Raw genomic sequence first — 13,673 nt, 5'->3', positions numbered from 1 at the left:
CGTGCGTGGCCCCTGCCCCCGCGGGTCGCTCCTCGCCGCGCTGCTCGCGCTGCCAGCGTGGCTGCACGCTGCCGAGGCGCAGCCCGTGCTGTTCGACTGGTTCGAGTACACCGGCCGCGACGCGGTATTCGAAAAGCCGCTTCCCGAGGGTCACTACCGCAACCCGGTGCTCGCCGGCTTCCACCCGGACCCCAGCGTCGCCCGCGCTGGCGACCGCTACTACCTGGTCAACTCCAGCTTCGCCTACTACCCCGGCATCCCGGTGTTCGAGAGCGCCGACCTGGTGCACTGGGAACGGATCGGCCACGTCGTCGACCGGCCGGACATGCTCGACTTCGACGGCCTCGGCGTCTCGCGCGGCGTGTTCGCACCGGCGATCGAATTCCACGACGGCACCTTCTACCTGGTGACCACCGCGGTCGACAGCGGCGGCAACTTCGTCGTCACCGCCACCGACCCGGCCGGCCCCTGGTCGGATCCGGTCTGGCTGCCCGGCGTCGACGGCATCGACCCGTCGCTGTTCTTCGACCACGACGGCCGCGCCTACCTGCTCAACAACGGCCCGCCCGAAGGCGAGCCGCGCTACGACGGACACCGCGCGGTCTGGCTGCAGGCATTCGACCTGGAGGCGATGCAGCCGACCGGCCCGCGCCGGGTGCTGGTCGACGGCGGCGTCGACCCGGCCAGCAACCCGATCTGGATCGAGGGCCCGCACCTCTACCGCCGCGACGGCTGGTACTACCTCAGCTGCGCCGAGGGCGGCACTGGGCCGCAGCATTCGCAGGTGATCCTGCGCAGCCGGGACGTGTGGGGGCCGTACGAACCCTACGACCGCAATCCCATCCTCACCCAGCGCGACCTGCCCGACGACCGGCCGGATCCGGTCACCAACGCCGGCCACGCCGACCTGGTGCAAGGGCCGGACGGCAGCTGGTGGGCCACCTTCCTCGCCAGCCGCAACTACGACCGCGCGCACTACAACACCGGCCGCGAGACCTTCCTGCTGCCGGTGGAATGGCGCGACGGCTGGCCGGTGATCCTCGAGCCCGGCCGCACCATCCCCTACGTGCTCCCCGCCCCGTCGTGGATGCAAGGCCCCGCCGACCAGGCGCCGATGACCGGCAACTTCACGTGGCGCGACGAGTTCGACGGCCCGGCGCTCGACGGCGCCTGGCGCTTCGTGCGCGTACCGAAGCAGGACTGGGCCGACCTGCGGGCGCAGCCCGGTTGGCTGGCGATCCAGCCGCTGGCCGAAGGCCTGGACACCTTGCGCAACCCGGCGTTCCTGGCGCGCCGCCAGCAGCACCTCGCGTTCGAGGCCAGCACCGCGCTGCGGCTGCCGGCGGAGCCGGGCACCGAGGCCGGGCTGGCCGCGTTCCAGAACGAGCGCCACTGGTACTTCGTCGGCGTGCGCCGCGGCGCGGACGCGGCCGAGGTGTTCCTGGAGCGCAGCGCCGGCGGCGCGCGCGAGGTCGTCGCCACCGCCGCGCTGGCGCCCGGCGCGAATGCCCCATCGACGGGAAGCGGCAGGAACCCGGCTTCCAACGACGCAGGAGCAGCGGCTATGGCGACGGTAACGCTGCGCATCACCGGCGACGCCGGCGCCTACGGCTTCGCCTTCGACGCCGGCGAAGGCTGGCAATGGCTGGCGCGCGGCCAGGACGGCACCGTGCTCAGCACCGAGACCGCCGGCGGCTTCGTCGGCGCCACCGTCGGGCCGCACGCCCGGCTCGCGCCGGACAGATGAGGCACTCCCCCATGCGCACTCCATCGACTCGTTCCAGTCTCTTCCGTCAGGCGCGTGCTGCGCCCGGATCGCCATGCGCCGCACCCCCGAAGCGCCTGGCCGATTCCGGACAGCCCGCATTTCGGCGGCGCGGTGCAAAGCGCAACGGCCTCGCGCTGCTTGCCCTGGTCTTCACCCTCGGCTGCGCCACCGCCCGGGCCGCCGGACCGGAACCGCAGGCCGCCGATGCGGAGGCGAACGCCCCCTGGCTGGATCCGGAGCGCAGCTTCGAGGAACGCGCCGCCGAACTGGTCGCGCGCATGACCCTGGAGGAGAAGGCCGCGCAGATGCAGCACGACACGCCGGCCATCGAGCGCCTGGGCGTGCCGGCCTACGACTGGTGGAACGAGGCCCTGCACGGCGTCGCCCGTGCCGGCGGCGCCACCGTCTTCCCGCAGGCGATCGGCCTGGCGGCGACCTTCGACACCGAACTGATGGCCGAGATCGCCCACGCCATCGGCGACGAGGCCCGCGCCAAGCACCACGAGTTCGCCGCGCGCGGCCAGCGCGGCCGCTACCAGGGGCTGACGTTCTGGTCGCCCAACATCAACATCTTCCGCGACCCGCGCTGGGGCCGCGGCCAGGAGACCTACGGCGAGGACCCGTTCCTCACCGCGCGCATGGGCGTGACCTTCGTGCGCGGGCTGCAGGGCGACGGCCCCGGCGATGCCGGCATCGACACCCCGTACCGCAAGCTCGACGCCACCGCCAAGCATTTCGCCGTGCACAGCGGCCCCGAGGCCTACCGCCACCACTTCGACGTGCATCCGTCGAAGCGCGACCTCTACGAGACCTACCTGCCGGCGTTCCAGGCGCTGGTGCAGGAGGGCGACGTGGCCGCGGTGATGGGCGCCTACAACCGCGTGTACGGCGAGTCGGCCAGCGCCAGCCGGTTCCTGCTGCGCGACATCCTGCGCCGCGACTGGGGCTTCGACGGCTACGTGATGTCCGACTGCTGGGCGGTCGAGGACATCTGGAAGAACCACAAGATCGTCGCCACCGTGGAAGAGGCCTCGGCGCTGGCGGTGAAGCACGGCACCGAACTCAACTGCGGCCACAGCTACGCCAAGGCGCTGCCGGTGGCGGTGCGCGAGGGGTTGATCGACGAGGCCGAGCTCGATGCCGCGCTGACCACGCTGATGGCCGCGCGCTTCCGCCTGGGCATGTTCGATCCGCCGGAGCTGGTGCCGTGGGCGTCCATTCCGTACGCCACCAACCAGTCGCCCGAACACGACGCGCTCGCGCGCCGCGCCGCGCAGGCGTCCATCGTGCTGCTGAAGAACGAGGGCCTGCTGCCGCTGTCCAAGGAGCTGCGCCGGGTGGCGGTGATCGGCCCCACCGCCGACGACACCATGTCGCTGCTCGGCAACTACTACGGCACCCCGGCCGCGCCGGTCACGGTGCTGGAGGGCATCCGCGCGGCGCTGCCGGACGCCGAGGTGGTCCACGCCCGCGGCGCCGACCTGGTCGAGGGCCGCGACGACCCCGCCGCCGCGCCGCTGATCGAGCCGCGTTACCTGCGCCCGGCGGCGGACTCGAGCGAACGCGGCCTGCGCGGCGAGTACTTCCGCGGCCGCGGTCTGGACGGCGAGCCCGTGCTGGAGCGCATCGACGCCCGGGTCGGCTTCCGCTGGGACCGTGGCGCGCCCACCGACGACCTGGCCGCGCGCGGCGAGATCGCCCCGGCGCAGGCGCTGGCCGGCGAGGACTTCAGCGTGCGCTGGAGCGGCCAGCTGCTGCCGCCGGAGAGCGGGCGCTACGAGCTGCACGTCGCCGCCAACGACGGCTTCCGCCTGTTCCTGGACGGCGCGCCGGTGCTCGAGCGCTGGGACGATGCCGAACGCCTGACTGGCGACAGCGTCGAAGTGGAACTGGAAGCGGGCCGCGCCTACGACCTGCGCCTGGAGTACTACGAGGCCGAGCGCGACGCCGGCGTGCGCCTGGCCTGGCGCATGCCGGGCGCCAAGCCGCCGTTCGAGGAAGCGATGGCGGCCGCGCGCGACGCCGAGGTGGTGGTGTTCGTCGGCGGCCTGACCGGCGACGTCGAGGGCGAGGAGATGGAGGTCAGCTACCCCGGCTTCGCCGGCGGCGACCGCACCGACCTGCGCCTGCCCGCACCCCAGCGCAAGCTGCTCGAGGCGCTGCACGCCACCGGCAAGCCGGTGGTGCTGGTGCTCACCACCGGCTCGGCGCTGGCCATCGACTGGGCCCAGGCCAACCTGCCGGCGGTGCTGGTGGCCTGGTACCCCGGCCAGCGCGGCGGCAGCGCGGTGGCCGACGTGCTGTTCGGTGACGCCAATCCCGCCGGCCGCCTGCCGGTGACCTTCTACCGCGCCGACGAGCGGCTGCCGGCGTTCGACGACTACAGCATGGCCGGCCGCACCTACCGCTATTTCGATGGCGCGCCGCTGTACCCGTTCGGGCACGGGCTCTCGTACACGCGGTTCGAGTACGGCGAGCTGCGTTTCGCCGCTGGCGGCAGCGGCGAGGCGTCTGCGGGCCCGGCCGTGCTCGGCCCGGACGACGCGCTGACCGTGCAGGTCGACGTCACCAATGCCGGCGCGCGCGCCGGCGAGGAAGTGGTGCAGCTGTACCTGCGCGCCGTGGATCCGCAGCGCGAACGCGCCCGCCGCGAACTCCGCGGCTTCCAGCGCATCGCCCTGCAGCCGGGCGAGACCCGCGCCGTGTCGTTCACCGTCGCACCGGCCACCGACCTGCGCCACTACGACGAGGCGGCCGGCGCCTACGCCGTCGACCCCGGCCAGTACGAGGCCGAGATCGGCGCCTCCAGCGCCGACATCCGCACCCGTGCCCGTTTCGATGTCACCCCGTAGGAGCGGCCCATGGCCGCGAAGGCCGCGGGGGGCTCCGGCGGGGTCGGCGGCGATTCCGAGCGACCTGGCGGCGTTCTCGGGTACGGCCGACCGCGCCGGTCTTCGCGTGCATGGCACGCTCCTACGGCAATGTCCTCGCTGTGGCCGGGGCGGATCATGACCGCGCGGCCCGCCCGTCTTCGCAATGCGACGCTCGATGCGCTGCCGGCGGCGGTCGCGCGGCCGGCCTACGACCGCGACCGGACCAGCATCGGCATCGTCCACCTCGGCGCGGGCGCGTTCCATCGCGCGCACCAGGCGGCCTACCTCGACGAACTGCTTGCCGTGGACCCGGACTGGGCGATCTGCGCCGTCTCGCTGCACAGCACCGCCGTGCGCGACGCGCTGCGGCCGCAGGACGGCCTGTACACGCTGGTCCGGATCGGCGAACGCGAAACCCTGCGCGTGATCGGCGCGATCCGCGAGCTGCTGTGCGCGCGCGACGAAGGCGCCGCGGTGCTGGCGCGGCTGGCCAACCCGGACACGCGGCTGGTCACCCTGACCGTGACCGAGAAGGGCTACTGCCTCGGCGCCGACGGCCTCGACTTCGACCACCCCGACATCGCCCACGACCTGGCCACGCCCGACGCGCCGCGCAGCGCCATCGGCTACGTGGTCGCCGGCCTGGCGCGGCGCCGCGCCGCCGGCATCGCGCCCTACACCGTGCTCAGCTGCGACAACCTCGCCGACAACGGCGGCCGGCTGCGGCGCGCAGCGCTGCAGTACGCCGAGCGCGTCGAGCCCGGCCTGGCGCAATGGATCGAAGCCGAGGTCGCGTTCCCGCGCTCGATGGTCGACAGCATCACCCCCGCCACCGACGACGCCCTGCGCGCGCGCGTCACCGCGCAGCTGGGCTGCACCGACGCCTGGCCGGTGCAGCGCGAGCCGTACATGCAATGGGTGGTCGAGGACCGCTTCTGCAACGGCCGGCCGCCGCTGGAGCGCGCCGGCGTCACCCTGAGCGGCGACATCGCCGGCCACGACCGCGCCAAGCTGCGCCTGCTCAACGCGCCGCACTCGGCGCTGGCCTATCTCGGCTCGCTCATGGGAATCGAGACCGTCGCCGACGCCATGCGCGCGCCGGCGCTGGCGGCCTTCGTCGAAACCCTGATGCGCGCCGACATCGCCCCGAACCTCGCCGCGCCCGCCGGCTTCGATGCGCGCACCTATATCGACGCCATCCTCGCCCGCTTCCGCAACCCCGCCATCCGCCACCTGCTGTCGCAGATCGCCTGGGACGGCTCGCAGAAGCTCCCGGTGCGTCTGCTCGGCACCATCGCCGACGCGCTCGCCGCGGGCCGGCCGATCGACCGGCTGTGCCTGCCCGTCGCCGGCTGGCTGCGCTTCGTGGTGCGCCAGGCGAGGGCGGGCACGGCGCTGGTCGATCCGCTGGACGAACCGCTGACCGCGATCGGCCGCGCCGCGACCGGCGAGGCGCGCCGCGACGTCGACGCCTTCCTCGCGCTCGACGCGGTGTTCGCGCCGCTCTCGGCCGATCCGCGTTTCGTCGACGCGCTGCGCGCCGCGTACGCCGCGCTGGGCGACGCCGGCCCCGCTGCGATCGCAGCCGCGCTCGAACGCGCCACACAGGGGGCCCGCCGATGAATCCAGGAATGGCCGCCTTCGGCGGTCACCGCGTCTGGAGGGTGAGCGCGGCGCACAGTGCTGCCATCGGCACCTGGGATGCGTGCCCTGGACCTTGTGCCGGTAAAGGCATCGACGGATGCCGCCGACTTCACCGCGAGTCCCCCGGAGCCTTCGACGGGGCGTATTCGATGCGCGGCGATTCCGGTCCGGCATGGCCGGACGTTCCACGAGTGCGCGGCGCGTCCTTTACCGGGATGTCGCCCACGGAGCGCCGCCCATGATGCTCTCCCTGCTCCTGCTGGCGCTCGCGGTGGTGTTCATCGTGGTCGCCACCACGCGCTTCCAGCTGCATCCGTTCCTGGCGCTGCTGGCGGCCGGGCTGCTGTTCGGCGTGGGCAGCGGCATGCCGCTGCCGGAGGTGTCGGCGTCGCTGCGCGACGGCTTCGGCGCCACCATCGGCAACGTCGGCATCGTCATCATCGCCGGCACCGTGATCGGCGTGTTCCTGGAGCGCTCCGGCGGCGCCTACGCCATCGCCGAGGCGATCCTCGCCCGCATCGGCCGCCGCCGCGTGCCGGCCTCGATGTCGGTGATCGGCTACGTCACCTCGATCCCGGTGTTCGCCGATTCCGGCTTCGTGATCCTGCAGTCGCTCAACCGCGCGCTGACCCAGCGCGCCGGCCTGTCGCTGGCGACCACCTCGATCGCGCTCGCGCTCGGGCTGATGGTCACCCACACCCTGCTGCCGCCGACGCCCGGGCCGATCGCCGCCGCCGCGGCGCTGGCCGCCGACCTCGGCCTGGTGATCGCGATCGCCGCGCCGGTCAGCCTGGTGGTGCTGGCGTTATCGTGGCTGTGGGCCACGCGCGTGGCCAGCCGGCTGCGGATCGATCCCGCGCCGGAGACCAGCGAAACCGAGATCGCCCAGCGCCTCGCCACCGCGCCATCGGCGACCCGCGCGCTGCTGCCGATCTTCCTGCCGCTGGCGCTGATCATGCTCGGCTCGGTGGCGCGGCTGCCGGCGCAGCCATTCGGCGACGGCACACTGGCCTCGGCGCTGCTGTTCGCCGGCGACCCGGTGATCGCGCTGCTGGCCGGCATGCTGCTGGCGTTCGCGCTGCCGGCCAAGCTGGAGCGGCGCATGTTCGCGCAGACCGGCTGGGTGGGCGAGGCGATCCTCTCCGCCGCGGTGATCATCCTGGTGACCGGCGCCGGCGGTGCGTTCGGCCGGGTGCTGCTGAATTCCGGCTTCGCGCAGGCGTTCGGCGAGGCGATGTCGTCCTGGGGCCTGGGGCTGTGGCTGCCGTTCGCGATCTGCGCGGTGGTGCGCGCGGCGCAGGGCTCGGCCACCGTCGCCATCATCACCACCGCCGGCATCATCGCGCCGCTGCTGCCCGCGCTCGGCCTGGATTCCGAACTCGGCCGCGCGCTGGCGGTGGTGGCGATCGGCTCGGGCGGGTTCTTCGCCTCGCACGCCAACGACAGCTTCTTCTGGGTCGTCACCCAGATGAGCGGCATGACCCCGGGCCAGGGCTACCGCCTGCTCACCGCCGGCTCCTGCCTGATGGCGCTGCTGTCCGGCGCGCTGGTGTGGCTGGCCGGGATGCTGCTGCTGTGAGCTCATCGACATGGAGACCGACATGCACCCGACCCTGACGCGTCACGCCACCGGCGACGGCCCGCGCTGGGCACTCGACGGCGCCTGGCTGCCGCGCGATTTCAGCCTGGCCGAATGGCTCGCATCGCCGCAGCCCGACCTGCAGGCGCGCCTGGCGACGCTGCGCGGCAACGCTTCGGCCGAACGTGGCAGCGACGGCACTCACGACGTCGGTGAACCGCCCGCCACCGCGCCGCTGCTCCCCCCGGTCGAGGACACCCAGGAAGTCTGGGCCAGCGGCGTCACCTACCTCAGCAGCCGCATGGCGCGCGAGGCCGAATCGCAGAGCAGCGACGTCTACCAGAAGGTCTACTCGGCCGAGCGCCCGGAACTGTTCTTCAAGGCCAACGGCTGGCGCGCGAAGGGCCACGGCCAGCCGATCCGGGTGCGCCCGGACAGCGCCTGGAACGTGCCCGAGCCGGAGCTGGTGCTGGTGCTGGACGCGCGCGGCGCCATCGTCGGCTGCACCACCGGCAACGACGTCTCCTCGCGCAGCATCGAGGGCGAGAACCCGCTGTACCTGCCACAGGCCAAGGTCTACGACGGCGCCTGCGCGCTCGGCCCCGGCATCCGCCTGTGCGCGGCGGACGCGCTGCGCGACCTGCCGGTCGCGCTGGAGATCCTGCGCGGCGGCGCCCGGGCGTTCGCGGGGGAGACGCGCACCTCGCAGATCAAGCGCCGGCTCGAGGCGCTGGCCGAATACCTGTTCCGCGACCTGCAGTTCCCGCAGGGCGCCTTCCTGTTCACCGGCACCGGGATCGTGCCGGGCGAAGACTTCACCCTCAGCTCCGGCGATGTCGTGCGCATCGACATCGGCGGCCTTCTGCTGGAGAACCCCGTGCAATGAGCGAACAAGCCCCCCTGCATCCCATCCTCGTCGACGGCCGTTGGGCCCAGGCCAGCGCGCCGACCGGCAGCTTCCACGCCTTCGATCCCTCGACCAAGGAGCCGCTTGCCGAGCGGAAGTTTCCGGTCTCCGGCTGGTCCGACCTGGAAGCGATGCTGGCCGCCGGCAAGCGCGCCGCCGCCGCCATGGCGCGGCTGCCCGGTGCGAAACTCGCCGAGTTCCTCGATGGATACGCCGCCGCCATCGAAGCGCGCGCCGACGCGCTGGTCGCGGCCGCGCACCAGGAGACCGGCCTGCCGGTCGAGCCCCGCCTGCGCAATGTCGAACTGCCGCGCGCCACCGGCCAGCTGCGCCAGGCCGCGCAGGCCGCGCGCGACGGCGGCTGGCGCCGCCCCACCATCGACACCAAGGCCAACATCCGCTCCCAGCTCGGCCCGCTCGGCGGGCCGGTGCTGGTGATCGGCCCGAACAACTTCCCGTTCGCGTTCAACGGCATCGCCGGCGGCGACTTCGCCGCCGCCATCGCCGCCGGCAACCCGGTGATCGCCAAGGCGCACCCGGCGCATCCCCGCACCTCGGCGCTGCTGGCCGAGGCCGCGCACGAAGCGGCCGAAGCCGCCGGCCTGCCCGCGGGCGCGGTGCAGCTGTTCTTCCACGTCGAACCGGAGACCGGCCTGCGGCTGGTCGCCGACCCGGCGCTGGCCGCGGTCGCGTTCACCGGCAGCCGGCCGGGCGGCATGGCGCTCAAGGCCGCGGCCGACCGCGCCGGCAAGCCGATCTACCTGGAGATGTCCAGCGTCAACCCGGTGTTCGTGCTGCCCGGCGCGCTGCGCGAGCGCGGCGCCGCCATCGCCGCCGAGCTGCAGGCCTCCTGCGCGATGGGCGCCGGCCAGTTCTGCACCAAGCCGGGCATCGTGGCGATCGCGCGCGACGAACACGCCGATGCCTTCCTCGCCGAACTGCAGCGGCTGACCGCCGCCGCCGCGCCCGGCGTGCTGCTAACCCCGCAGGCCCCGCAGGCGGTCGCCGAGGCGGTGTCGGGCCTGCGCGACGCCGGCGCCGAGTTGCTGGCCGGCGGCGCGATCCCCGCGGACGCCACCGGCCACGCCTTCCAGCCGACCCTGCTGCAGGTGGCGGGCGAGCGCTTTCTTGCCGATCCGCACGCGTTGCAGTCGGAGGCCTTCGGCCCGGTCTGCCTGGTGGTGGTGGCGGATGCGCCGGAGCAGCTGCAGCGCATCGCCCAGGCGATGGAAGGCAACCTCACCGGCTCGATCTACAGCGACACCGGCGGCGCCGACGACGCCGCGCACGATGCGCTCGAACCGATCCTGCGCACCCGCGTCGGCCGCCTGATCAACGACAAGATGCCGACCGGCGTCGCCGTCAGCGCGGCGATGAACCACGGCGGCCCGTACCCGGCCACCGGCCATCCCGGCTTCACCGCCGTCGGCCTGCCCGCTTCGCTGCTGCGCTTCGCCGCCCTGCACAGCTACGACAACGTCCGCCAACAGCGCCTGCCGCCGGCGCTGCAGGACAAGAACCTCACCGGCACCCTGCTGCGCCTGGTCGACGGCGAATGGACCACGCGCGATGTCTGACCCCGCGCCCGCGTCGCGCCCGATGGCGTGAGCCCCATGACCGCCCCCGCCCCCAGCCTCACCGCGATCCTCGGCGACGCCACCCCCATCGCCGACACCCGCACCTCCGGCGAAGGCCCCGCCGGCCAGCTGCCGATCGACGCGCGCATGCTACGCGAGGAACCCAGCGGCCACCTGTTCGGCCTGACCCAGAACGCCGGCATGGGCTGGCGCGCCAGCGACGTCATGCGCGACCCGTACCTGATCGTCAGCACCCAGGGCGGCCTGCGCGGCGAGGACGGCACGCCACTCGCGCTCGGCCTGCACACCGGCCACTGGGAGATCGACCGCATGGTCCGCGCCGCCGCGGAGACCTTCGCCGCCAACGGCGCGCTGCCGTTCTCGGTGATGTGCAGCGACCCCTGCGACGGCCGCACCCAGGGCACCACCGGCATGTTCGACAGCCTGCCCTACCGCAACGATGCCGCCATCGCCATGCGCCGGCTGATCCGCTCGCTGCCCACCCGCCGCGGCGTGCTCGGCATCGCCACCTGCGACAAGGGCCTGCCCGCGGCGATGCTGGCGCTGGCCGGCTGCGCCGACCTGCCCGGCGTGATCGTGCCCGGCGGCGTCACCCTGCCGGCGCGCGGCGCCGAGGACGCCGGCACCGTGCAGACCCTCGGCGCGCGCTTCGCCCACGGCCTGGTCGACCTGGAACACGCCGCGGCGATGGGCTGCCGCGCCTGCGGCTCGCCCGGCGGCGGCTGCCAGTTTCTCGGCACCGCGGCGACCTCGCAGGTGGTGGCCGAAGCGCTGGGCATGGCGCTGCCGCACAGCGCGCTGGCGCCCTCGGGCGAGCCGGTGTGGACCGACATGGCGCGGCGCTCCGCGCTCGCGCTGATGGCGCTGGCCGAACGCGGCACGCCGCTGTCGGCCATCCTCACCCCCGAAGCGGTGCAGAACGCGCTGCTCGTGCACGCCGCATTCGGCGGCTCCACCAACCTGCTGCTGCACGTGCCGGCGATCGCCCACGCCGCCGGGCTGGCGCCGCCCACGGTGGAGGACTGGATCCGCGCCGGCCGCGCCACCGTGCGCCTGGTCGACGCGCTGCCCAACGGCCCGCGCCAGCACCCCACCGTGCAGGTGTTCATGGCCGGCGGCGTGCCCGAGACCATGCTGCACCTGCGCGACGCCGGCCTGCTGCACCTCGACGCCCTCACCGTCACCGGGCAGACGCTTGGCGACAACCTCGACTGGTGGGAGCGCAGCGAGCGCCGCGTTGCCGCGCGCGAACGCCTGCGTGAACTCGACGGCGTCGATCCCGACCACGTGATCCTCGCGCCGGCCGCCGCGCGCGCCGCCGGCTTCACCAGCGCGCTGGTGTTCCCGCGCGGCAATCTCGCCCCGCAGGGCTCGGTGATCAAGGCCACCGCCATCGACCCGGCGGTGGTCGGCGCCGACAACGTCTACCGCCACACCGGCCCCGCGCGCGTGTTCGCCACCGAGCGCGACGCGATCCGCGCGATCAAGGCCAAAGGCGAGCACGCGGTGCGCCCGGGCGACGTGGTGGTGCTGGCCGGCTGCGGCCCCGCCGGCACCGGCATGGAGGAGACCTACCAGCTCACCTCGGCGCTGCGCCACCTGCCCTGGGGCAAGCAGGTGGCGGTGCTGACCGACGCGCGCTTCTCCGGCGTGTCCACCGGCGCCTGCATCGGCCACGTCGGCCCGGAAGCGCTGGCCGGCGGCCCGCTGGGCAAGCTGCGCGACGGCGACCTGGTGCGCATCGTGATCGACCGCGGGCGGCTGGAGGGGCGGGTGGACTTCATCGGCGGCGACGCCGCCGCGCCGCTCGACCCCGAAGCCGCCGCGGCGCTGCTCGCCGAGCGCGACCTGCACCCCGCCATCGCCGCGCACCCGCGCCTGCCTGCCGACACCCGGCTGTGGGCCGCGCTGCAGGACGCCAGCGGCGGCACCTGGGCCGGCTGCGTGTACGACGCCGACGCCATCATCGAGGCCCTGCGGCTCGGGCGCGAAGCGCTTGCGCGGCGGGGGACATGACAGTCGCCGTCGCCACCACCCGGCCAGCCAGCCGCGCGTGCGGGTCGTGGGCGCGCGCCCCGGCCTGCGCCGCGGACGTCGCCATGCGCAACCACGGCCACCTCCCCGCATCCTCATCCAAGGCATGAGCACCGGAACAATGCCCCGCATCCGATCCGTCACTCTCGCGCCCGCGCTGGCCGTCGCGGCCCTGCTGCTGTCCGCCGCCTGCGCGACCACGCCGGTGCCGGAGACTCAGGGCGCGGCGCCGCTCGCGACCGCCGCACCCGCCACCGCCGCCATCGGCGTGGCGAAGCGCGAATTCGCCGACCCCGAGCGCAGCAACTGGCCGCAGACCGGGCCGCGGCCGCTGCGGACGATCCTGTGGTATCCCGCCGGTACGGGCGGCACGCCGGAGACCCAGGAGGTTTACGGTCGCGACAAGGCGCTCCTCCGAGATGCGCCACTCGTCGACGGCGCCCGCCGCCCGCTGATCCTGCTGTCGCACGGCGCCGGCAGCCGCGCGGACCACATGGCCTGGCTCGGCCACGTGCTGGCCGGCCACGGCTTCATCGTCGCCGCGGTAGAGCACAACGGCAGCCCCGAAGAGGAGCTGCACAGCCGGCCCACGCCGTCCGACCATTTCGCCTGGGAGCGCGCCCGCGACCTCAGTGCCGTGCTCGACGCGCTGCTGCGGGACCCGGCCGTCGGCCCGGCCATCGACCGCGAGCGCATCGGTGCCGCCGGCTTCTCGCTCGGCGGCACCACTGTGCTGTGGCTGGCAGGCGCGCGCTTCGACCTCGCGCACCTGCGCCGCAACGCCCCGCCGATGCCGGCCGACCGCAAGGACGCGATCGAAAACCTGATCCGGCTGCCGCAGAGCAACGGCGCCGCGCGCGACGCGCAACGGCGCGCCGAGACCTCGCACCGCGACCCGCGGGTGCGCAGCGTGTTCGCGCTGGCGCCGGCGATGGGGTTCGGCTTCACCGCCGAAGGCCTGCGCGAAGTCGAGGTGCCGGTGCGGATCGTGGTGGGCGATGCCGACCCGGTCACGCCCGCGGCGCCCAACGCCCGCCACTTCGCCGAAGGCATCGCCGGCGCCCGCTACCTCGAGGTGCCGGGCGAGCGCGGCCACTACACCGGCGCCACCCCGGCCGAGGTGCGCGCCGCCGAGCTGGAAGAGATCGCGGCCATGGCGGCCGTCTTCTTCGACGAAACCCTACAGCCGTGACCGGCGGGCGCCGGGCCGCACGGCTGCGGCGACAGGCAACGGGCCCGGCCGCCGCCTTCGAATCGCCGAACGACATCA

8 protein-coding genes are annotated in these 13,673 nt (G+C 74.1%); all 8 read left to right on the top strand.

The window, feature by feature from the left end:
• Position 1: 1 nt before the first annotated feature.
• The 8 genes from QFW77_RS05950 to QFW77_RS05915 all read left to right on the top strand — a co-directional run bounded on the left by QFW77_RS05950 (position 2) and on the right by QFW77_RS05915 (position 13,595).
• The gene (locus tag QFW77_RS05950; RefSeq protein ID WP_425603286.1) at positions 2 to 1,747 is read left to right on the top strand and encodes a glycoside hydrolase family 43 protein; all 1,746 of its coding nucleotides are present in this window, start codon (positions 2 to 4) and stop codon (positions 1,745 to 1,747) included.
• 11 nt (positions 1,748 to 1,758) lie between these two features.
• Positions 1,759 to 4,620, top strand: coding sequence for a glycoside hydrolase family 3 protein (locus QFW77_RS05945; protein ID WP_280573460.1), 2,862 nt, complete (start codon positions 1,759 to 1,761; stop codon positions 4,618 to 4,620).
• A gap of 156 nt (positions 4,621 to 4,776) precedes the next feature.
• Positions 4,777 to 6,264, top strand: a complete 1,488-nt coding sequence (locus tag QFW77_RS05940; RefSeq protein WP_280573459.1) for a mannitol dehydrogenase family protein — start codon at positions 4,777 to 4,779, stop codon at positions 6,262 to 6,264.
• A gap of 259 nt (positions 6,265 to 6,523) precedes the next feature.
• Entirely contained in the window at positions 6,524 to 7,864 is a 1,341-nt protein-coding gene (locus tag QFW77_RS05935; protein WP_280573458.1) for a GntP family permease, read from the top strand.
• A gap of 22 nt (positions 7,865 to 7,886) precedes the next feature.
• Positions 7,887 to 8,750 carry a fumarylacetoacetate hydrolase family protein gene (locus QFW77_RS05930; protein ID WP_280573457.1) on the top strand — a complete coding sequence of 288 codons (864 nt, stop codon included), beginning with the start codon at positions 7,887 to 7,889 and terminating at the stop codon, positions 8,748 to 8,750.
• Positions 8,747 to 10,348, top strand: a complete 1,602-nt coding sequence (locus QFW77_RS05925) for an aldehyde dehydrogenase family protein (RefSeq protein WP_280573456.1) — start codon at positions 8,747 to 8,749, stop codon at positions 10,346 to 10,348. The genes QFW77_RS05930 and QFW77_RS05925 overlap by 4 nt, the downstream gene beginning before the upstream one ends.
• 36 nt (positions 10,349 to 10,384) lie before the next feature.
• A complete protein-coding gene (locus tag QFW77_RS05920; protein ID WP_280573455.1) occupies positions 10,385 to 12,385 on the top strand; it encodes a YjhG/YagF family D-xylonate dehydratase in 2,001 nt (666 codons plus the stop codon).
• Positions 12,386 to 12,524: 139 nt separating this feature from the next.
• Positions 12,525 to 13,595 carry an alpha/beta hydrolase family protein gene (locus tag QFW77_RS05915; RefSeq protein ID WP_280573454.1) on the top strand — a complete coding sequence of 357 codons (1,071 nt, stop codon included), beginning with the start codon at positions 12,525 to 12,527 and terminating at the stop codon, positions 13,593 to 13,595.
• The last annotated feature ends 78 nt before the right edge of the window (positions 13,596 to 13,673 follow it).

Origin of the sequence: Luteimonas endophytica, from assembly GCF_029887875.1 — a bacterium.
GTDB classification, from domain to species: Bacteria; Pseudomonadota; Gammaproteobacteria; order Xanthomonadales; family Xanthomonadaceae; genus Luteimonas; species Luteimonas endophytica.
The sequence above is the reverse complement of the archived record's forward strand: the minus strand, read 5'-3'. Positions and strand labels throughout refer to the sequence as shown.

Bases quoted from the DNA above. Each gene is read 5' to 3' on its own strand.
- QFW77_RS05945 (WP_280573460.1), top strand. From the start codon at position 1,759: ATGCGCACTCCATCGACTCGTTCCAGTCTCTTCCGTCAGGCGCGTGCT.
- QFW77_RS05940 (WP_280573459.1), top strand. From the start codon at position 4,777: ATGACCGCGCGGCCCGCCCGTCTTCGCAATGCGACGCTCGATGCGCTG.
- QFW77_RS05935 (WP_280573458.1), top strand. From the start codon at position 6,524: ATGATGCTCTCCCTGCTCCTGCTGGCGCTCGCGGTGGTGTTCATCGTG.
- QFW77_RS05930 (WP_280573457.1), top strand. From the start codon at position 7,887: ATGCACCCGACCCTGACGCGTCACGCCACCGGCGACGGCCCGCGCTGG.
- QFW77_RS05925 (WP_280573456.1), top strand. From the start codon at position 8,747: ATGAGCGAACAAGCCCCCCTGCATCCCATCCTCGTCGACGGCCGTTGG.
- QFW77_RS05920 (WP_280573455.1), top strand. From the start codon at position 10,385: ATGACCGCCCCCGCCCCCAGCCTCACCGCGATCCTCGGCGACGCCACC.
- QFW77_RS05915 (WP_280573454.1), top strand. From the start codon at position 12,525: ATGCCCCGCATCCGATCCGTCACTCTCGCGCCCGCGCTGGCCGTCGCG.